General features: G+C 69.2%; 19 protein-coding genes. 10 read left to right on the top strand and 9 right to left on the bottom strand.

Annotated elements, in window-relative coordinates; translation table 11 throughout:
* Positions 1 to 16: 16 nt before the first annotated feature.
* Entirely contained in the window at positions 17 to 2,110 is a 2,094-nt protein-coding gene (ligA, locus tag C4V41_RS47620) for an NAD-dependent DNA ligase LigA (protein ID WP_103962672.1), read from the bottom strand.
* A 95-nt stretch (positions 2,111 to 2,205) separates the two neighbouring features.
* Positions 2,206 to 3,087 (bottom strand): RpnC/YadD family protein, encoded by an 882-nt coding sequence (locus C4V41_RS47615; protein WP_235030841.1) that lies wholly within the window; start codon positions 3,085 to 3,087, stop codon positions 2,206 to 2,208.
* Positions 3,088 to 3,217: 130 nt separating this feature from the next.
* Here C4V41_RS47615 and C4V41_RS47610 point away from each other — a divergent pair, with 130 nt between their 5' ends.
* From C4V41_RS47610 to C4V41_RS47600, 3 genes are all read left to right on the top strand, one after another.
* Positions 3,218 to 4,474, top strand: a complete 1,257-nt coding sequence (locus C4V41_RS47610) for a sensor histidine kinase (protein ID WP_407670162.1) — start codon at positions 3,218 to 3,220, stop codon at positions 4,472 to 4,474.
* A complete protein-coding gene (locus C4V41_RS47605; RefSeq protein ID WP_103962668.1) occupies positions 4,462 to 5,106 on the top strand; it encodes a response regulator transcription factor in 645 nt (214 codons plus the stop codon). The genes C4V41_RS47610 and C4V41_RS47605 overlap by 13 nt, the downstream gene beginning before the upstream one ends.
* An 84-nt stretch (positions 5,107 to 5,190) precedes the next feature.
* The gene (locus C4V41_RS47600) at positions 5,191 to 5,523 is read left to right on the top strand and encodes a hypothetical protein (protein WP_103962667.1); all 333 of its coding nucleotides are present in this window, start codon (positions 5,191 to 5,193) and stop codon (positions 5,521 to 5,523) included.
* Here C4V41_RS47600 and C4V41_RS47595 read toward each other — a convergent pair.
* Entirely contained in the window at positions 5,478 to 6,161 is a 684-nt protein-coding gene (locus C4V41_RS47595) for a hypothetical protein (RefSeq protein WP_200824738.1), read from the bottom strand. The two genes, C4V41_RS47600 and C4V41_RS47595, sit on opposite strands and share 46 nt — an antisense overlap.
* Positions 6,162 to 6,228: 67 nt before the next feature.
* Here C4V41_RS47595 and C4V41_RS47585 point away from each other — a divergent pair, with 67 nt between their 5' ends.
* Complete coding sequence (locus C4V41_RS47585; protein ID WP_103962666.1) at positions 6,229 to 6,858, top strand: TetR/AcrR family transcriptional regulator; 630 nt, start codon at positions 6,229 to 6,231, stop codon at positions 6,856 to 6,858.
* Here the strand turns inward: C4V41_RS47585 and C4V41_RS47580 are convergent.
* Entirely contained in the window at positions 6,848 to 7,312 is a 465-nt protein-coding gene (locus tag C4V41_RS47580) for a PPOX class F420-dependent oxidoreductase (RefSeq protein ID WP_103962664.1), read from the bottom strand. The genes C4V41_RS47585 and C4V41_RS47580 overlap by 11 nt on opposite strands.
* Positions 7,313 to 7,477: 165 nt before the next feature.
* Here C4V41_RS47580 and C4V41_RS47575 point away from each other — a divergent pair, with 165 nt between their 5' ends.
* The gene (locus C4V41_RS47575) at positions 7,478 to 7,873 is read left to right on the top strand and encodes a hypothetical protein (RefSeq protein WP_103962663.1); all 396 of its coding nucleotides are present in this window, start codon (positions 7,478 to 7,480) and stop codon (positions 7,871 to 7,873) included.
* Between the two features lie 48 nt (positions 7,874 to 7,921).
* On the opposite strand, the gene C4V41_RS63525 is transcribed toward C4V41_RS47575, so the two are convergent.
* Together C4V41_RS63525 and C4V41_RS47560 are read right to left on the bottom strand one after the other, a co-directional pair.
* On the bottom strand, positions 7,922 to 8,704 hold the full coding sequence (locus C4V41_RS63525; protein ID WP_200824737.1) for a hypothetical protein: 783 nt from the start codon (positions 8,702 to 8,704) through the stop codon (positions 7,922 to 7,924).
* Positions 8,705 to 8,764: 60 nt separating this feature from the next.
* A complete protein-coding gene (locus C4V41_RS47560; RefSeq protein WP_235030839.1) occupies positions 8,765 to 9,205 on the bottom strand; it encodes an anthrone oxygenase family protein in 441 nt (146 codons plus the stop codon).
* Between the two features lie 142 nt (positions 9,206 to 9,347).
* On the opposite strand from C4V41_RS47560, the gene C4V41_RS47555 reads away from it, so the two are divergent.
* From C4V41_RS47555 to C4V41_RS47545, 3 genes are all read left to right on the top strand, one after another.
* The gene (locus C4V41_RS47555; RefSeq protein WP_103962820.1) at positions 9,348 to 9,995 is read left to right on the top strand and encodes a hypothetical protein; all 648 of its coding nucleotides are present in this window, start codon (positions 9,348 to 9,350) and stop codon (positions 9,993 to 9,995) included.
* An 81-nt stretch (positions 9,996 to 10,076) separates the two neighbouring features.
* Positions 10,077 to 11,303: a cytochrome P450 gene (locus tag C4V41_RS47550; protein ID WP_103962660.1), complete on the top strand. Its 1,227-nt coding sequence runs from the start codon at positions 10,077 to 10,079 to the stop codon at positions 11,301 to 11,303.
* A 57-nt stretch (positions 11,304 to 11,360) separates the two neighbouring features.
* Positions 11,361 to 12,059 (top strand): TetR/AcrR family transcriptional regulator, encoded by a 699-nt coding sequence (locus tag C4V41_RS47545; protein ID WP_103962659.1) that lies wholly within the window; start codon positions 11,361 to 11,363, stop codon positions 12,057 to 12,059.
* Here the strand turns inward: C4V41_RS47545 and C4V41_RS47540 are convergent.
* Positions 12,051 to 13,241 (bottom strand): winged helix-turn-helix domain-containing protein, encoded by a 1,191-nt coding sequence (locus tag C4V41_RS47540; protein ID WP_103962658.1) that lies wholly within the window; start codon positions 13,239 to 13,241, stop codon positions 12,051 to 12,053. The two genes, C4V41_RS47545 and C4V41_RS47540, sit on opposite strands and share 9 nt — an antisense overlap.
* 98 nt (positions 13,242 to 13,339) lie before the next feature.
* Here C4V41_RS47540 and C4V41_RS47535 point away from each other — a divergent pair, with 98 nt between their 5' ends.
* Positions 13,340 to 15,838 (top strand): polysaccharide lyase family 8 super-sandwich domain-containing protein, encoded by a 2,499-nt coding sequence (locus C4V41_RS47535; RefSeq protein WP_235030838.1) that lies wholly within the window; start codon positions 13,340 to 13,342, stop codon positions 15,836 to 15,838.
* Here the strand turns inward: C4V41_RS47535 and C4V41_RS64825 are convergent.
* The gene (locus tag C4V41_RS64825; RefSeq protein WP_235030837.1) at positions 15,828 to 15,992 is read right to left on the bottom strand and encodes a glycoside hydrolase family 19 protein; all 165 of its coding nucleotides are present in this window, start codon (positions 15,990 to 15,992) and stop codon (positions 15,828 to 15,830) included. The genes C4V41_RS47535 and C4V41_RS64825 overlap by 11 nt on opposite strands.
* Before the next feature lie 134 nt (positions 15,993 to 16,126).
* Positions 16,127 to 16,975 carry a lytic polysaccharide monooxygenase gene (locus tag C4V41_RS64820; protein ID WP_235030836.1) on the bottom strand — a complete coding sequence of 283 codons (849 nt, stop codon included), beginning with the start codon at positions 16,973 to 16,975 and terminating at the stop codon, positions 16,127 to 16,129.
* A 197-nt stretch (positions 16,976 to 17,172) separates the two neighbouring features.
* On the opposite strand from C4V41_RS64820, the gene C4V41_RS47520 reads away from it, so the two are divergent.
* Complete coding sequence (locus C4V41_RS47520) at positions 17,173 to 18,291, top strand: serine hydrolase domain-containing protein (protein ID WP_235030835.1); 1,119 nt, start codon at positions 17,173 to 17,175, stop codon at positions 18,289 to 18,291.
* The last annotated feature ends 115 nt before the right edge of the window (positions 18,292 to 18,406 follow it).

The raw sequence follows: 18,406 nt of genomic DNA, 5'->3' as shown, positions 1-18,406 counted from the left end.
ATTGACTGACCCTCGATCAACTCCCCATGAAGGCGCTGACCTGGTCGGCGAACTCCTCCGGGCTGACGATCCGCACCCCCAGGGTCTCCGCCTTGGCCCGCTTGGATCCCGCCTTCTCCCCGGCCACCAGCAGGGACGTCTTGGCGGAAACGCTGGAGGACGCCTTGCCCCCAGCCCGTTCGATCAGCTCGTTGACCTCGTTGCGCGTCAGCTCCGCCAGCGGACCCGTCATCGCCCCGGTGACCACCACCGACATCGAGGACAGCGGCAGCTCGACCCCCGAGACCGCCGAGTCCTCCGAATTCTGGGCGGCCCGCTCCGCAGGGGGAGTGGCGCCGGGTTCGGTCATGTTCACCCCGGCCTGGATGAGCTTGTCGATAAGCGGGGCGAGCCCGACCAGTTCGGTGACGATGACCGGCGCTTTCTCCGGGCCGAGACCGTCCACCTCCTGGATCGCCTCGGCGTCGGCGGCGCGGATGGCGTCCATCGTGGCGAAGTGACGGGCGAGCCGGCGGCTCATCGAGCGGCCCGTGCCCCGCACTCCGAGCGCCGCGAACACCCTGCTGAGCGGCCGGGACTTGGCCTGCTCGATGGCCGCGATCAGGTTGTCGCTGCTGGTCTCGCCCATCCGCTCCAGGCCGAGCAACTGCTCACGCGTCAGGAAGAACAGGTCGGCGAAGTCGGCGATCAGGCCGGCGTCGAGCATTTGCCCGATGCGGTTGGCCGCCAGCCCTTCGATGTCGAGCTGATCGCGGCCGACCGCGTAGATGATGGACGCGACCGTACGGCACTCGCGGCCGAGCACGCACCGCCACCGCTCCTGCGAGGTGTCGATCTCGCTTCCGCAGGAGGGACAGACCTCAGGGATCTGGATCGGCTTCTCCTCGCCGGTACGCAGGTGCACCACCGGCGCCTCGACCCTGGGAATCACGTCGCCCGCTTTGTACACGGTCACGCTGTCGCCGATCATCAGACCCCGGCGGGTGATGTCGGCGACGTTGTGCAGGGTGGCGTACTGGACCGTGCTGCCGTCGAGCTCGACCGGCTCCAGCTTCGCGCGCGGGGCGATGATGCCGGTGCGGCCCACGTTCCACTCCACGCTGAGCAGCTTGGTGATCCGCTCGGTGGCGGGCAGCTTGTACGCGATCGCCCACCGCGGCGCACGCGAGCTGAACCCGGCCTCGGCCTGGTCGGCGGCCAGATCGCACTTGATCACGATGCCGTCGATGCCGAACGGTAGTTCGGCGCGTGCCTCATGGATCTCCTCGACGCGCTCTTGCACCCGCTCCAGCGTCTCGGCGACGATCCCGGCCACCGGTGTGGCGGCGGTGGTCTGCACACCCTGCGCGGCCACCCACGCCATGATCTCGCCGTGCGGCAGCTCGCGCAGGCGGGTGGCCAGCTCGGAGTCGTCACCGGGCGGCGGCAGGACGCCGTAGCCGAAGAACGTCAGCTCACACACGTAGGGCCGGTCCTGCGCCCGCAACGTGCCCGCGGCGGCGCTGCGCGCGTTGGCGAACGTGGTGCCGTCATGGGCCTGGCGTTTGGCACAGGCGTCCTCGAACTGGGAGGTGGTCATCATGACCTCGCCGCGCAACTCCACCGTGATCGCGTCGGCCAGCCGGTCGGGCAGGCCGACGATGGTGCCGATGGCGTGCGAGACGTCCTCACCCGCGGTCCCGTCGCCCCGCGTGACCAACTGCGCCAGGCGGCCGTGCCGGTAGCGGGCCGAGATCGCGAGCCCGTCGAGCTTGGGCTCCACACTCCACGCGGTGACGGAACGGCCAAGCCTGCGCTCCAGCCCTGCCGCCCAGACCGCGAGCTCCTCGGCGCCGAACACGTTGTCCAGGCTGAGCATCGGTACGGTGTGCGGCACATCGCCCACCACGGCCCCACCGGCCACCTTGCCCGTCGGCGAGGCCGGCAGCACGGACTCGGGGTGCTCTTCCTCGTACGCCTGAATGCCCCGCACCAGCCGGTCGTAGGCATCGTCGTCGAGCGTCGAGGTGGCGTCGGTGTAGTAGGCCGCCGCAGAGTCCACAGCCAGCTGCACGGCCTCGGCGTAGGCCGTGTCGTCAGCGAGGACGGTGATGGGAGGTGTCTCGGTCATGCCCCCATCATGTCGAACCCCACCGACAATTTCCGGGCCCGGAAATGGTGCCTGAGCTGCGGTGTGTCGTAGCTCAGGCGGATTCGGCGCTGGTCTTATTCGTCGAACAGGTCGGCGAGGGTTTGGGCGGTGGCGGCGCGGGTGGCCCAGGTTTCGAGTTGGGTGAGGTCGGTGCAGTGGGTGATGCGGGTGCGGGCGTCTTGTGGGAGGTCGAGTCCGCGAGCGCTCAGCACCAGCAGCACCAGCTTGGCAGCCTCTTCCGCCTTGCCCTCAGCCTTGCCCTCTGCGATGCCCTCGGCCTTGCCTTCTGCGATGCCCTCGGTTTTGCCGCGGCCGAAGTGTTCGCGGGCGAAGGGGCTGTGGACCGGCCAGGTGGTGGACATCGCGATCTCCTCCAGGAGGCGCCGAATCTCGGGCGTGGACATACTGTAGGCGTATTCATAGTACTTCGGAGAGTGATTACCGGGCGGCTCTGCCAGTGCCGTGGTGAAGGCTTCGACGACTTTGCGGTCGCGGCCGTGGACCATGACCCCCAGCGCGGACAGCGCCAGGCTGGCCGCGGCCTCTTGAGGGTCGGTGATGGCCGGGATTTCGTCCGGTCCCAGCGTGTGCACCTGGAGGCGGTAGTCGGTCAACCCTGAGTCGATCGGCTGCGCGTAGTGTGCGGCGGGTCCGGCTGTGGGGCAGATCATCAGGAGCGTGACGTCGCAGCGCAGCAGCAGCCACACTGCCGCGGCATATCGGGTGAGCTGCTTGGGGTCCTTGCTCTTGTCCTGCTGAACTTCGACGATGACGGCGTGCAGGGGTTCCTTGGCCTGCCCCATGGCGACGACGACGTCCGCGTCGAAGTCGTCGGAGGTGCGGGAGTTGAAGTTGTTGTCCTCCAGTTGGATCAGCGGCGTATCGGGCAGTTCGATGCCCTTGAGGTCACGCAGGATATCCACGGCCAGTTTGGGACGTTCCTTGAACAGCTGCACGACAGCGTCGTGTAGGGGGGATGGCATGTCTCGTATTGTGACAGAGAAAGCACGTACAGTTACTGGAAATGCTGCGAACAGGTATTCGCAAGTTTTCTGACCACCTCGCCCGGCACTACAGCCCGCTGTAGTGCGGTCGGCGGTGGGCGCGATCAGACTGGGTGTCGTGCGCGAACGATTCCGGGAAATATGGCGAAATGTCCGATACCTGATCGTCGGGTTACCGACCGCGATGGTCACCATGCTGGTTCCGCCTATCCTGGCGGCAGCCGCGCTGTCCACCGCGTTCGGCGGGCTCGGGTTCGTTCTGTTCCCGCGGGCCATGGCCGGGTTGAGGCGGTGGGCAGAGTGGCATCGCCGGCGGGCCGCCGCTTTGCTGGGCAGGGAGATCGCTGCCCGGCGGATGCGGCCCCAGGAGAAGGGGATCCGCGGGGTGCTCAACGACCGGGAGGCCAGGCGGGACGTCCGCTGGGTGTTCTGGAACGTCGTGACCGGGATCCCGGCCGGGATGGCGGCGCTGGCCTGCGTGGGCACAGTGGTGTTCACCACCGTCGCGGCCCCGCTGTGGTGGGTGTTTCCTCAGGAAGCGCCGCTGCGGTTGCTGGGCGTCGTTCCGGTGACCGGGTGGGGCGGTGCGCTGGCGATCGGAGGCGTTCAGGTCGCGGTTTTCGCCGCGCTGGCGTACTGGGCGGTGCCCAGGCTCGCGGCGTTCCACGCGACCAGGTGCCTGGCCGCGCTGGAGCCGTCGGCGGAGGATCGGCTGGCCGAGGTGACCGAGAGCCGTGCCGGTGTGCTCGACGCCCACGGTGCGGAGTTGCGGCGCATCGAGCGGGATCTGCACGACGGTACGCAGGCCAGGCTCGTGGCCATCGCCATGCGGCTGGGGGTGGCCAGGGAGGCGTTGCCCGACGACACCGGTGAGTTGGCCGACCTGCTGCGGGAGGCTCACGAGGGGGCGGAGGAGGCGATGACGGAGTTGCGTGATGTGATCCGTACCATGTATCCGCCCATCCTCGCCGACCGCGGGCTTTCCGGCGCGCTGGCCGCGCTCACCGCGCGGGCGGGCGTCCCGGCCGGCATCGAGGTCGGTGAGCTCGGCCGGTTGCCGGCCGCGGTGGAGGCGGCCGCGTACTTCATCGTCGCGGAGTCGCTCACCAACGCCGCCAAGCACAGCGCCGCCACCCAGGTACGGGTACGGATCACCCGCGCACAAGGCGGGCTGCTGGTCGAAGTCGAGGACAACGGCATCGGCGGCATGGACGAGACCCGCGGCACCGGCGTCATGGGCATCCGCCGCCGGGTCGCCGCGCTCGACGGCACGCTGAACGTCTCCAGCCCGGTGGGCGGCCCGACGGCGCTGTCGGTGGAGTTGCCGTGCGAGTCGTGATCGCCGAGGACAACGTGCTGCTCTCCGCGGGCCTCGAACTCCTGCTGAAGACCAAGGGCATCGAGGTCGCCGCCGTCGTCACAGACGGTCCCGGGCTGGTCGGGGCGGTGGAAGCGCACCGCCCTGACGCGCTGATCGTCGACGTACGCCTCCCGCCGTCCTTCCGCGACGAGGGCATCAGGGCCGCGCTGGAGATCCGGGCCGCGCACCCGGGCCTGCCGGTGCTGGTGCTGTCGCAGTACGTGGAGAGGGTCTACGCCCGTGAGCTGCTCTCCGACGGCCGGGGAGCCGTCGGCTACCTGCTCAAGGACCGGGTGAGCCGGGTCGGCGAGTTCGTCGACGGCCTGCGCCGGGTGGCGGCGGGCGGCACGGTCATGGATCCCGAGGTGATCGCCCAACTCCTCACAGGCGGCGGTACGAGTGCCGTCGACGCGCTCACCGGCCGCGAACGCGAGGTGCTCACCCTGATGGCGCAGGGCCTGGGCAACACCGACATCGGCCGGCGGCTGTTCATCACCGACAATGCCGTCCACAAGCACGTCGGCAACATCTTCGCCAAGCTCGGCCTCCCGCCCGCCGAAGGGGGTCATCGCCGGGTGCTTGCGGTGCTCGCGTACCTGGACAGCGTTTAGAGCATTCTGCTCACTACGCCGTTGTGGGCGTTCGGGGCTCCTTCGTAGGCTGGCCGCCCGACCCTGCGGACCAGCAGGAGGAGCATGCAGTTCATCGAGACGAGCGTCGTGGGCATGCGATCGGCCGTGATCACTCTCAGAAGACCGCTTACGCGGATGGCCTTCAAGTTGTTCCCGATGCCGCACATCGCGGAGCCGGCGTTCCATGGCGAGGTTGCCGAGCGTCCGCGCGAGTGCCACCTCATCGCCGCGGAGGGTTCCGCCACACGCTACGCCCCCGCGCACTGGCTGGTCGCCCGGCTCCGTACGGGGGCGTCGGCCGACCAGCCGGTGGCGCTCGACCTGGGTCTACCGGAGGGCGAACCGCTGGGCTACCGCCCGGCGGGCGCGGACTGGGTGACGGTCGGCCGCTCCTGACCGTGGCGGATCAGGCGGATGCCGTACACGACGATCCAGGCCACCCACAGCAGCCAGCCGGCCAGGCCGATGAGCCCGAGCGGGCCGTCTTCCCGCATGATCAGGTACGCGAGGCTCGCCGAGGTGAACTGGAGCGCGGCCGCGACGAACCCCAGCCCGCCGTGCCACGGGCGGATGAATCCCGTCCGCAGGCCGGCGACGGACAGGCCGAGCATGGCGATCGCCAGGAACGTGCCGTTGAGCGTGAACACCGCGTCGTGAAACGCCCAGAGCGCCGAGGTGCCCTCCTGGGACGTCCTGGTCAGCGCGAGACGGGCCGCGATGACGCCGGCGAACGTGACGTTCTGCAGGATCAGGCCGGTGAAGCCGACCAGCGACCAGGCCTCGCCCCGCTCTCGTTCCGACGGCCACAGCGCGGCCACCGCGCCCGCGCCGAACAGGGTGGCCAGCACCCAGGCGGCGGGCACGAACGCGGAGGCGACGCCGACGAGGCCGCCGTTCGCGCCGAAGAACGCGGCGACCTCGCCGTCCCCGGCGCCGGTGAGCGGCATGCCGGCGGGGGTCATGAGCAGGTTGACGCCCACGATCGTGCCGGCGAAGCCGATGGCGCCGATGCCGCTGACACGGGAGAAGCGCATGGTGAGACCTCCAAGCTTTACGGAGCTTATATTCATTATAAGTAGCGTAAACGCTTAGGGTGCAAGCATGAGTGCAGAGGTGGGCCGGCGCCGCTACGACTCGTTGCGCCGCACGGCGCAGGCGCTGGAGACGCGGGCCGAGATCGCCCAGGCCGCGCGCCGGCTCTTCGTCGAACGCGGGTGGGCGGCGACGACCGTGCGCGACGTGGCGCGCGAGGCGGGGGTGTCCGCGCCGACGGTCTACTCGGTGTACGGCAACAAGACCGGCCTGACCCGGGCCCTGGCCGACGCGGCCGACCTGTCAGGTGACGCGTCGCAGCAGCTCGCGGAGCTAGAGGCCCCGGAGGCGGATCCCGCGCGGCAACTGGCCGTGATGGCCGCCTTCGACCGGCGGCTGTTCGAGCGCGCGGGGGACGTGATCACCCTGCTGCGCGAGGCCGGCCGTACCGAGCCCGAGCTGGCGGCCGTCTACCGCGACGGCCGCCGGCGGGCCGACGAGACCCGCCTGGCGGTGCTGTCCTCGTGGTCGGCCGGCACCCTGCGCGAGGGCCTCGACGTGCGGGCGGCCGTCGACATCTACGCGGGCCTGTGCAGCATCGACGTCTACACCGCGCTCACCGCCGAGCGCGGCTGGTCGCCCGATCGGGTCGAGCGGTGGTGGAGCGAGGCGCTGGCCCGCGAACTGCTCAGCCGCTGAGGCGGGCCGGGAAACCGCCGGTCGCGATCGGGCCCCAGCGGTCGATGTGCAGCCGGATCAGCGACTTGTCCTGGCGGCGCATGGCCTCGCGGTATTCGTCCCAGTCGGGGTGCTCGCCGGCGATGCATCGGAAATACTCGACCAGCGCGTCTTCGGCCTCGGGCATGTCGAGCACCTCCGCACGCCCGTCGACCTGCACATAAGGCCCGTTCCAGTCGTCGGACAGCACGCAGATCGACGCGCGGTCGTCACGGCGGGCGTTGCGGGCCTTGGCGCGGTCGGGATAGGTGGAGACCACGATCCGGCCGCCCTCGTCGACTCCGCAGGACACCGGCGAGAGCTGCGGCCGTCCGTCCGCGCGGGTGGTGGAGAGCAGGCCGTGGTGCCGGGGACGCAGGAAGTCGAGCAGTTCGGGCAGGTCGACGCGGCGCGCGGTCGCGATGTTCGGAGCCATCTCTTATGCCTTTCGAGATCGAGCCAATGCCTCGATCCTTTCATTCACGTGTGGCGCTGATCACGCTTGGTGTGTGGATTCCTCCACAGTTGATCGGCGGGCTTCTCCGTAACGTTCAGGTCATCGCCGGATCGGCCGGCGACACCGAATGAGGAGGAACCCCAAATGCGTAAGACTCTCGCGATCGCCGCCCTGGTCGGCTCGACGGCCGTTACCGGCCTCGCCCTCAACCCGGTTGCGGCTCAGGCCAGTACCCAGTCCACGACCACTGTGCAGTGGGGCAAGTTCTTCTCCAGCGACAACAAGGCGTACACGTACGGCAAGACCTGGAAGTCCCACGGCAAGGTCTTCACGAAGTGGTACGGCGTCGACAAGGTCGGTGGCAAGAAGGGCTGGGTGTGGTTCGAGTACTACAAGAACGGCGGCTGGCACAAGTTCAACAAGTCCTGGGACGGCAAGGTCGTCGGTGCCTGGAGCGGCCGGGGGATCAAGAAGGTCTACACCTTCACCTGCTGGGCCGGGAAGTTCGACAACTGCGGCCGCAAGTACCGCATCTACTAAGAAATCTACTGAGAAATCTACTGAGAAGAGCTGCTCGGGACAGAGCGCTCACGGATCGGGAGTCGTGGTCTCCGAGACCGTCGGCGTCGGATCCGACGTCGGGGTCACGGTAGGCGTCACGGTAGGCGTCTCAGTGGGTGTCTCAGTAGGTGTGACGGTAGGTGTCACAGTGGGCGTAGGACACGGGGTGGGGGTCTGCCACAAGGGCGGGCCCGCCCACCATTGCCAGGACCGTTTCCAGCCCTGGTACGACCAGATGCGCTTACTCGGCCGTGACAGGTCGTAAACGGTAAGGGCCGTCCCGTCGGAGGTCGCGGTCACGGACACCCAGTCGTCCTGGCGGACCGAGCTGTTACCGCGCCGGCCCGCGATCGTCCGGGTGTCGTCATTGATCGCGTACACCTTCTCGAAGCCGTCCTGGCTCCGTACGGTGATGGAGTCCTCCGCGACGGCGGTCGCCTGCCCGGTCTGGGCGAGCAGCGGCACGGTGCCGCAGCCGTCCTTGGTCGCCACCATGAACTCGCCGTGCATGGCACCGACGAACCCCCACGGGTTGATCGGCGCGAGTTCGGGAGGCGGTGTCGGGGTGGGTGTGTCGGTAGGCGGCTCCGTAGGGGTTTCGGTGGGATCTTCCGTGGGTGTGACCGTTGGTGTGGGCGTTTCGCTGGGCGTCGGTGTCCTTCCCGACGCCGCCGCGGCCACGCTGACCCCGCCCGCCGCGACGAGTGCGACGGCGGTGGCGACGATCAGCGGCCGTGGGACGCGCTTGCGCGGTTCGTCCGGCCCGAACGACATTTCCTCGGATGGTTGATCGGCATTCGTGGGCGTCACCTTGTCCTCCACATAGATGTGTTCGATTGGACTCCCACGCAAATAAGCCGGGCGTAAGTTCTACAAATTGACCAAACCAACACCGACCAGGACAAGTCCGGCGGCGGAGGCGGCGGCCCGGAACGTGTTCCAGGCGGTCCACCTGGGCGAATAGTCCTTCCATGACATCGTCCCGGCGTTGACGGCGTTGTTCATGGGCACGTTGATCACCATGGTGACAAGGAACGAGCCGACGAAGCTGACGGCGGCGGCGGCGAAGAACCAGATCGCGGCGGGGGAGCCCGCGAGGAAGCCCGTCACCAGCGCCGCGACCGGCGAGCCGAGGAACGCGAGATAGAGCCACGGGTTGAGGATCTTCACGTTGATGCTCCGCATGGCGGTTTCCGCCTGAGCCGGGTCGATCGCGTTGAGGCCGGGGATGACGGACATGGAGAAGGTGTAGAAGAGGCCCGTGAGGGCGCCGTGCAGGACGAGGGTGACCAGAGCGAGTATCAGCATCATGGTCATATCGTGATCCCTCCGGATGAGACGGTCCATGGCCGGCGCGCTCAACCGCATACGCGGGCGTCCAGAAGCGGATAGCTGGAGTCCCATGGGCCGCTTATGGCTCGACGCCGCGCGGCATGCGGCAGGCTCTCAGATCATGACGGATGGCGATCGGCCTGCGGGCACGCTGACCACGGTGGCCGCGCGGACACTGCCGGTCGCGCCGCGCGAGCGCAGCGGCACCCTCGCCGCCCTCGCGGTCCTGCTGATCCTCGGTGGCGCGCTGACCACCATGATGCTGGTGATGAACGCCGACGAACGCGTCTCGGCGATCCTCGTCACCAAGCCGATCGGCGCCGGTCAGCCCTTCGGCACCGGGGCGATCCGCGAGGCCCGCGTCGTCTCCGACGGGTCCACCTATGAGCTGTGGGCCGACCGCGCCCAGGTCGCCAAGAGCGTGGCCGCCGTCAGCCTGCTGCCCGGCACGCTGGTGACCACCGCCATGACGGAAGACTGGAACAAGGAGCTCCTGCCCGGCAAGGCCCGCGTCGGCCTGGCGCTGAAGCCCGGCCAGTTCCCCAGCGGGGTCACGCCCGGCCGGCGGGTGCAGGTCGTGTTCGTCCCGGCCGGAAACGGGCAGCACCGGCTGCTCGCGCCGAGCGCGCTCGTGGACAGCGCGAGCACGGGCCGCAACGGCACGACGGGTGAGGTCACGGTCATCGCGGACGGCGCCATCGCGCCGGAGATCGCCGCCTACGCGTCGTCAGGGGAGATCGTCATCGCTGAACTGCCGGGGTCCCGCTGAGCAGTGAATCAAGGCGATTGCCTTAAATAAGGTGGTCAACTTATATTCGTAGTCGCCCGGGCTGACTCCGAGTTGGAGGACATGTTGACTGCTGACGCGATCCCCGATTTCCCGTTCGAGCGCCCCAACGCCCTGGACCCGCCGCCCCAGCTCGCCGAGCTGCGGGAACAGTGCCCGGTCTCGCACATCCGCCTGCCGAGCGGCGACGTGGCCACCTTGGTGACCAAGTACGACGACGCGCGCGCGGTGATGGCGGACCCCCGGTTCAGCCGCAACCTCGCCAGGGAAGGCGCCGCGCGGCTGGCCACCACGAAGGACGGCGGCGTCTTCGGCCGGCGCCGCGAAGGCACCATGGACATCGGCGAGGGACAGGGCCACATGCGGTGGCGGCGCCTGCTCAGCCGCTGGTTCACCGCGCGCAAGATGGAGGTGTGGCGGCCCAGGGTCCAGGCGATGACCGACGACCTGCTGGACGCCATGCTGGCCAAGGGCTCGCCTGGCAACCTGTCGGCCGGGCTCGCCCTGCAGCTTCCGGTACGCGTCATCTGCGCCCTGGTCGGCGCGCCGAGTGAGGACCAGGACAAGTTCGCGCACTGGTCCAGCGTGATGCTGACGCTGACGCGGTTCAGCCAGGACGAGGTCGATCAGGCGTACCGGGAGTTCAACGCGTACGTGTCCGACCTGGTGGACCACAACCGCGAGAACCCGGGCGACGACCTGCTCAGCGAGCTGACCCAGATCTCCGACGCCGAGGACGGCCGGCTCAGCCAGGCCGAGCTCATCGCCACCGTACGCGGCCTGCTCCTGGCCGGCCACGAGACCACGTCCAACATGATCGCCATCATGATGGCGATGCTGCTGTCCGACCGGAAGCGGTTCGAGGACGTGATCGACGAGCCCGACCTGATCCCGGGCACCGTCGAGGAGGTCCTGCGCCTGGACAACACGTTGTCGGTGCTCGGCGGTGTGCCGCGTTTCCTCACCGAGGACCTTGAGCTGAGCGACGTCGCCATCCCGGCCGGCACCACGCTCATCCCGCACATCGCCACCGCCAACCGCGACCCGGGCAAGTTCACCGACCCCGACAGCTTCGACCCCCGCCGCGAGAACAGCGCCCAGCACCTCACGTTCGGCGCGGGCCCGCACTACTGTCTGGGCCAGCCCCTGGCCCGGGTCGAGCTTCAGATCGTCCTGGGCACCCTGGCCCAGCGACTGCCCGAGCTGCGGCTGCGCGACTCCGTGGACGACCTCAAGCTGCGCGTCGGCATGATGTCCGGCGGGCTGCAGGACGTGTGGGTCACCTGGTAGCTCATTGACCTGGAAGTATTACGGGGAGACGGTAAGGCACCACAAGATCAGGAACCAATGGATCCAAAAGTCAGTACGGCGGCGGCCACGCCGTCTCCCCGCTCACTCCGCGCCCGCGACAAGCTCATGCACACCGCGGAGCGCCTCTATGCCGAGCACGGCTTCGCGAACGTCTCGATCAGAATGATCCGCGAGGCGGCGGGCCACCGGAACAAGTCCGCCGTCCAATACCACTTCAGCAGCCGCGACGACCTCATCCAGGCGATCCTGACCCGCCACGCCACCGCGATCGAGCGGCACCGGTGGCCGATGGTGCAGGCGCTGGACACCTCGGGCGGGGTCTCGGTCCGCGACTGGATCACCTGCGTCATCAAGCCGAGCATCGAGCACCACATCGACCTCGGCACCCCGTCCTGGTACGGCCGCTTCCTCGCCCAGGCCGTCGTCGAGCCGTCGCTGCGCGAATACGCCACGCAGGTGTCCATGGACACCCCCTCGTGGCGCCGCCTGCAACAACTACGCCCGTCCCGCCGAGACTCCGACCCCGCCTCAGACCCCGCCTCAGACCTCGCCGAGAGGCACGGTGCGATGGTCCGCCTGCTCATCGTCCACATGAGCGCCGAGCTCGAAACCGACCTGGCCGCCGGCCGGGTCCCGCCCTCCGGCGCCGAGACGTCGTGGCGCCGGCTGGGCGACGACCTCGTCACCGCCGTCCACGGTCTCAGCTCGGCGCTGCTGGAGACCTCGTCACCGTAGCCAGGTCGCCACCACCCGCTCACCGAACACGACCTCGCGCGCCCCGGCGAACCCGGCCAGGTCGGTGATGGCGTCGTGGACGGCCCGCACGGTGTCCGGGTCGGCGACCGTGTCGAGTTCGGGGAACACGCCCTCGATCTCCATCACCCCGCGCCGCCGGTCGATCTTGGGGACGATCCGGCCGATCAGCCGCTCGCCGTGCAGGATCGGCATGATGTAGTGGCCGTACTGGCGCTTGTGCTTGGGGACGTACATTTCGGTACGGAACGTGAATCCCCACAGCCGCTGGGTGCGCTCCCGGTCGCAGATGAGGTTGTCGAACGGCGACAGCAGCGTGGTGCGCGGCTGCCACTCCGCCTGCTCCAGCGCGTCCCGGTGGATGTACCACCGCTCGTCACCGCCTTCGACCTGGGCGGGGACGACCCGCCCTCGCGACTCCAGCTCTTCGAGGACCTGAGTCAGCCCCGGGTAGCGGTCGCGGGTGAAGTGGCGTTCGATGTCGATCGCCCGCGCCACGCCGAGCGCCCGCAGCGCGTGCTCGGTCGCCAGCGTCACCGCCTCGACCTCGGACAGCGGCTCACCCTGCGCCCAGTCGGGCAGCCATCGCGTGGTCAGGTCCCAGTGCCGGGTGCGGCCGCGCCGCTCCGCCACCACGATCTGCCCCTGCGTCCACAGGAAGTCCAGCATCCGCTCGACATTGCGGCCATTGGTCCACCCGGACGACTTCCACGCCACCGCCGCCACGTCCTCGAACGCCCCGGGCGGTAACGCCCCCTTCTCCGCCAGCCGGTCGAGCACGTGCCGGCGCAGCTCGTCGTTGGCCGCCAGCCAGTCGCGTACGAGCCGGCCGTAGCCCGACCGCTCGCCGGGGTAGCGGCGCATCATGAGCTGGTGGATCGGGTAGTCCTCCGACAGCACGATGGAGGCGGCATGGGCCCAGTATTCGAACAGCCACCGCTCCTGCCACAGCAGCACGTCCAGGTCGGCGGGGTCGTAGGCGCCGAGCCGGCTCCAGAGCACCAGCAGGTGGCTGCGGGCGACGGCGTTGACGGGGTCGAGCTGCAGGCAGCGTAGCCTGCGCAGCACCTGCCGCATGCCCTCCAGACCACCGTCGGCGGGCGGTCCGGCCAGGTGCTGGGACGTCACGGCCAGCCGCCGCGCCGACTCGAGGGTGAGAATCATGATGAGGCAGTGTAATCGAAAAAACGTTCGGCTCGTGTGGTTGAAAACGGATCATGTATGGTGAGCCCGGCATATCCCCCAACGGCCTGGAGTCCGCCGTGCCGCATGTGTCTCGCCGCCAAGTTCTCGCCCTGATTCCCGCCGCCGGGCTGCTCGCCGCGGCAGCTCCCGCGCGGGCCGCGGTGACCGATCACGCGCGGCTGATCGCCAACACCGTGGCGATCTTCGCGGGAACCCCCGAGGTCAACGCCCGTCCCGAGGTCGCCGCCAAGGTCGCGGCGATGCTCAATACCGCCAGGCAGCGGCTGACCGCCATGGACCAGGCGGCCGAGGGCGAGTTGTTCGCCGGGCTGCGGCTCGGCACCGACGACGTCAATCTGCGGCTGGCCTATCAGTACCTGTACGAGATCGCGCTCGCGACCCGCACCCCTGGCGGCGGGCTCGAAGGCGACGCCGCCGCCCAGCGTCGGGTCATCGACGGCCTGGCCTGGCTGCACGAGCGCTACTTCGGCGACCAGGCCAAGGGCTACTACGGCAACTGGCACAACTGGGAGATCGCCATCCCCGCCCACGTCAGCAGGACGCTGGCGCTGCTGGCCGACCGGGTGAAACAGGAGCGGCCCGAGCTGACGGCCACCTACGTCGCCTCGATGGACGCGTACCTGCGCAACGGCAAGAACGGCGACGTCGATCTCGACTCGCGCTTCCACACCGGGGCGAACCTGGCCGACATCACCGGCAACCGGATCCTGCAGGGCGCGCTCACCGGCGACGAGGCGCGCATCGCCAAGGCCATCGCCGACCAGGCCACCGTGTTCGCCACGATCGATCCGTACAACCTGCAGCATGGCAACACCGACGGCTACTACCCCGACGGCTCCTTCATCCAGCACCACTCGGTGGCCTACACCGGCTCGTACGGGCGCGCCCTGCTGACGCGCGTCGTGCAGACCCTCAAGACGCTGGAGGGCGCCGGGACCACCGAAGGGCTGGCCGGGGTCGTCTACCGGTGGATCGCCGACGGCTTCGCCCCGCTGATCTTCGAGGGCTGGATGATGGAGATCGTCAAGGGGCGGGCGGTCTCGCGTACCAACACGGGCTACTCCGACGTCGGCGTGATCGTGGAGGCCATCGCCGACCTGGCCGACCACGTCGGGGGTGCCGAGGCGCAGGCGCTGAAGAAGTACGTCAAGTTCCTGCCGGCCGCCGACACGGCCGCCTTCGTCTCGCCGGTCAGTATCGCCCGGTACACCGCCATTCGCACCGACTCCGCCATCACGGGCGCGGACCTGAACGCGCCCGCGCGCAGTGTGGCGTTCAATGCCATGGACCGGACCGTGCACCGGCGGCCCGGGTACGCCTTCGCGCTGGCGCGTAGTTCCGACCGGATCAGCAAATACGAGTACATGAGCGGCGAGAACCTCATGCCCTGGTTCCAGGGCGACGGGGCGTACTACCTCTACCTGGCGGGCGAGGATCAGCGCGAGGTGTTCGGGGTCGACTACTACACGACCGTCTCGCCGTACCGGCTGGCCGGGATCACCGCGCCGGTGGAGGAGCGGCGCACGATCCCCGAGTTGTACGGCCGCCTCTGGTACGAGAACCCGGGGCACCCGCTCAACTTCACCTCCTCCTCGGCGTCCCAGAACACCTACGTGTACTTCCCGCGCGCCCAGAACGCCTTCTCCGGCGGCGCGACCCTCGGCACGTACGGCGCCACCGGCATGGTCCAGTCAGACGACGCCGCCTACGCCGCCAAGCAGGCGGGCACCCTGCCCGACGACTTCGTCGCCTACCGCAACGCCCGCGCGACCAAGTCCTGGTTCATGCTCGACGACGAGATCGTGGTGCTGGCCGCGGGCGTCTCCGGCCAGGGCGGCCGGGCCGCGGTGACCACCGTGGACAGCCGCATCGCCGCCCCCGCCGACGCGGTCACGCTCACCGGCGAGACCTGGACCGGCGGGTCCTGGCAGGCGGGCGACACGACGCCGCCGCGCTGGCTGCGGTACGCCAACGGCACCCGACGCACCGCGATCGGGTACGCCTTCCTTAGCAGGCAGCCCGTCACGGCCGTCCTGGAGACGGTGACCAAGAGCCGCCGGGTCATCCGTACCGGCAACCCCGACACCAGCGTCACCAAGAACGTGTTCACCGCCTCGATCGCGCACCCCGCCACCGGCGACGCCGCCTTGGCCTACGCCCTGGTGCCGAACGCGACCGACGCCCGCCTGCGCGACTACGCGAACGGCCCGCTGACCGTGCTGGCCAACAGCCGGCACGTGCAGGCGATCAGGCACAAGGCCCTCGGCATCGTCGCCGCCAACGTGTTCACCGACGGCCCGCGGCACGCCGGGAACCTGCTCATCGACGGCCCCGCCTCGGTCATCGTCCAGTCGGGCAAGCGTACGGTCGTCGCCCTGTCCGACCCGACGATGAAGCGCGACCGCGTCAGCGTCGTGGTGCTCGGCCCGCCGCTCAAGCTCGCCACCGCCGACGAGAGGGTGAAGGTGCGGCGCGTGTCGGGCGGAACCCTGATCGAGGCCACCACCCGGCACGCGCACGGCCGTACTTTCACCGCCACCCTGGTCAGCAGGTGAGGTTGCCACCCGGGCTGACGCCGAGGGTCTGAGTGAAGCGCTGGTAGGCGCTGACCCGGCTCTGCACCTGGGCCGGGTTCCTGCCGTCGCACTCCATGCTGCCGTTGATGCTGCGGATGGTCTGGCCGAAAGCGCCACGGCCATCACCGACCACCTCAACCGGTTCAGGACCAATGGGTGGCCGCCGGTCATCGGCGAGTTCGGCTGGTCGTGGAGCGGTAACACCGACCCGAAGCCGCCTGCCAGGTGGCGTGATCCCTGCGGCGGCGCACCGCAGGGATCGCCGCGTCAGGCGCGCTTCCAGAGGGCGGGCACGTTCGGCGGCTCCCAGCCGGCGAGCGCCGTGTGCGCCTGCACGCACGCGTAGGTCAGCCCGCCGTACGTCACCTTGTCGTTCACCTTGTACGCGGTGCCCGCCTTCCACGTGCCACCGGGCTGGGGCGCGGTGGGCGTGGGGGTGGGGGTGGGCTTCGAGGTCGCGGTCGGCGTCGGGCTGGTCGGCGGGGGAGTGCTGCCGCCACCGCCGAAGTCCACGTCCGAGCAGGTGTAGAAGGCCTCGTTGCTGCCCACCACGCGCTGCCAGATCGAGTAGATGATGTGCCGGCCGCTGCGCTGGGGCAGGTTGATCGTCCAGTTGGTGAACGTGGTCGGGTTCTGGCCGTTGAAGGTCTTGATGTGGACCAGGTCGGACCACTTGAGGGGCATGGTGGGGTTCCAGCCCTGGCGGGTGATGTAGAACTCGAAGTTGCTGTTGGCGTGCGGCGCCGTGGCGTGGTAGGTCAACTGGAAGTTGCCCGGCTTGACCTGGGTGGCCGGCCAGTCGGCGCGCTGCAGGTCGAGCCCGCGATATTTCTCCCGTCCCGCGCTGCAGAGCTTGCCGTCCGGGATGATCTGGCGGTGCCGTCCGCCCGCTTCCAGCAGGGAGACCTCGTTCCAGTCGTAGTACGCCTGCGTGCCGCCGGCCGCCACGGCGGCCTTGCAGGCGGCCGACTTCGGCGACTCCGGGCCCTCGTTCTTGCAGACGTAGACGCGGCTGGGCGGGTTGGACATCGTGCCGTGGGCGTTGGCCGCGGAGGCGGGCAGTAGCGCCAGCACTCCGGAGGTCGCCACCGCGGCGGCGATCGTGGTCTTGCGCACCTCTTACTCCCTGGGGGTTCGGCGGAAATAAAAAGTAAACCTTCCTAAGAATTGACCATCAGCGGCTCGCGCACAACCGATTCGGGTACAGCAGGCTGTACTCGGATGCTCCAGCGCACGGGATCGATCAGGAGGGGCGCCCCCCGACATGCTTGGTCATGTCCGACCCCCACCCCTCCCGAACAGGAGCGTTTCCCATGTCGAAGAAGTCCCTGCGAGTCCTGGCAGCCGCGGCGTTGGCCGGTCTGGTCCTGGCGGGAACGCCGGCCGCCGCGGCCGCCGACCCCGTACAGAAGAAGCTGGACGCGCTGGTCAAGACGGACAAGTTCCCGGCGGCGCTGGGCGCGGTGCAGGACGCGAAGGGACGGACCCGCCACTACACCGCCGGGGTCGGGAACCTGAAGACGGGGGCGAAGGTGCCGGTCGACGGCCGGGTGCGGATCGGCAGCAACACCAAGATGTTCGTCTCGGTGGTGGTGCTGCAGCTCGTCGCCGAGGGCAAGATCGGCCTGGACGACCCGATCGAGACGTACCTGCCGAAGGTGGTCCGCGGCAAGGCCGGCGACGGCCGCAAGATCACGGTACGCCAGCTCCTCCAGCACACCAGCGGCCTGCCGAACTACACCCGCTGGCTGCCGAGCATCTTCAAGACCCGCTACGCCTACCGCTCGCCGCAGGACCTGCTGGACATGGCCTTCAAGCACAAGGCGTCGTTCGCGCCCGGCACGAGCTGGGAGTACAGCAACACCGGCTACGTGCTGCTCGGCCTGATCATCGAGAAGCTCGACGGCCGCCCGGTCGCGCGGTCGATCGACGAGCGCATCATCGAGCCGCTCGGGCTGCGGGACACGTACTGGCCGGCCAAGCGCGACCGGACGATCCGCGGGCCGCACCCCAAGGGGTACGCGGCGAAGAAGCCCGGCGGCAAGCTGCTGGACATCACGAACCTGGACCCGTCGTGGGGATGGGCGGCCGGGCAGCTCATCGGCACCCCGAGCGACCTCAACCGCTTCATGACCGCGCTGATGGACGGCAAGCTGCTGGAGCCGGAGCAGCTCGCCGCCATGAAGAAGACGGTGAAGGCCCCCGGCATGCCGGCCGGCTGGGAGTACGGGCTCGGCCTGATGAAGATGTCGCTGACCTGCGGCGACGTCGCGTGGGGGCACGGCGGTGACATCGACGGCTACGAGACCCGCAACGGGATCACCGACGACGGCCGCGCCGTCACCCTCGCCGTCACCGCGCTGCCCACCGCCGAGCCGGCCATGCTGAACGTGATCGGAGCGATGGACACCGCGCTGTGCGCCAAGAGGTGACCTTGAAATTTTCAGGTGTCGCCGGGGCGTCCGACCACCTCGGACGCCCCGGGCTCATGGGTGGCGAGTGACGGCATTGACAGATGGAGTCAAACTCCCGAATCTGCATGGGAGC

The sequence above is a fragment of the Nonomuraea solani genome, assembly GCF_900108335.1.
Lineage (GTDB): Bacteria > Actinomycetota > Actinomycetes > Streptosporangiales > Streptosporangiaceae > Nonomuraea > Nonomuraea solani.
This window is presented reverse-complemented; position numbering and strand designations above follow the sequence as displayed.

Bases quoted from the DNA above. Each gene is read 5' to 3' on its own strand.
- C4V41_RS47545 (WP_103962659.1), top strand. From the start codon at position 11,361: ATGGATCCAAAAGTCAGTACGGCGGCGGCCACGCCGTCTCCCCGCTCA.
- C4V41_RS47595 (WP_200824738.1), bottom strand. From the start codon at position 6,161: ATGCGCTTCTCCCGTGTCAGCGGCATCGGCGCCATCGGCTTCGCCGGC.
- ligA (WP_103962672.1), bottom strand. From the start codon at position 2,110: ATGACCGAGACACCTCCCATCACCGTCCTCGCTGACGACACGGCCTAC.
- C4V41_RS47585 (WP_103962666.1), top strand. From the start codon at position 6,229: ATGAGTGCAGAGGTGGGCCGGCGCCGCTACGACTCGTTGCGCCGCACG.
- C4V41_RS47555 (WP_103962820.1), top strand. From the start codon at position 9,348: ATGACGGATGGCGATCGGCCTGCGGGCACGCTGACCACGGTGGCCGCG.
- C4V41_RS47580 (WP_103962664.1), bottom strand. From the start codon at position 7,312: ATGGCTCCGAACATCGCGACCGCGCGCCGCGTCGACCTGCCCGAACTG.
- C4V41_RS47550 (WP_103962660.1), top strand. From the start codon at position 10,077: ATGTTGACTGCTGACGCGATCCCCGATTTCCCGTTCGAGCGCCCCAAC.
- C4V41_RS47520 (WP_235030835.1), top strand. From the start codon at position 17,173: ATGTCGAAGAAGTCCCTGCGAGTCCTGGCAGCCGCGGCGTTGGCCGGT.
- C4V41_RS47540 (WP_103962658.1), bottom strand. From the start codon at position 13,241: ATGATTCTCACCCTCGAGTCGGCGCGGCGGCTGGCCGTGACGTCCCAG.
- C4V41_RS47560 (WP_235030839.1), bottom strand. From the start codon at position 9,205: ATGATGCTGATACTCGCTCTGGTCACCCTCGTCCTGCACGGCGCCCTC.
- C4V41_RS47575 (WP_103962663.1), top strand. From the start codon at position 7,478: ATGCGTAAGACTCTCGCGATCGCCGCCCTGGTCGGCTCGACGGCCGTT.
- C4V41_RS47600 (WP_103962667.1), top strand. From the start codon at position 5,191: ATGCAGTTCATCGAGACGAGCGTCGTGGGCATGCGATCGGCCGTGATC.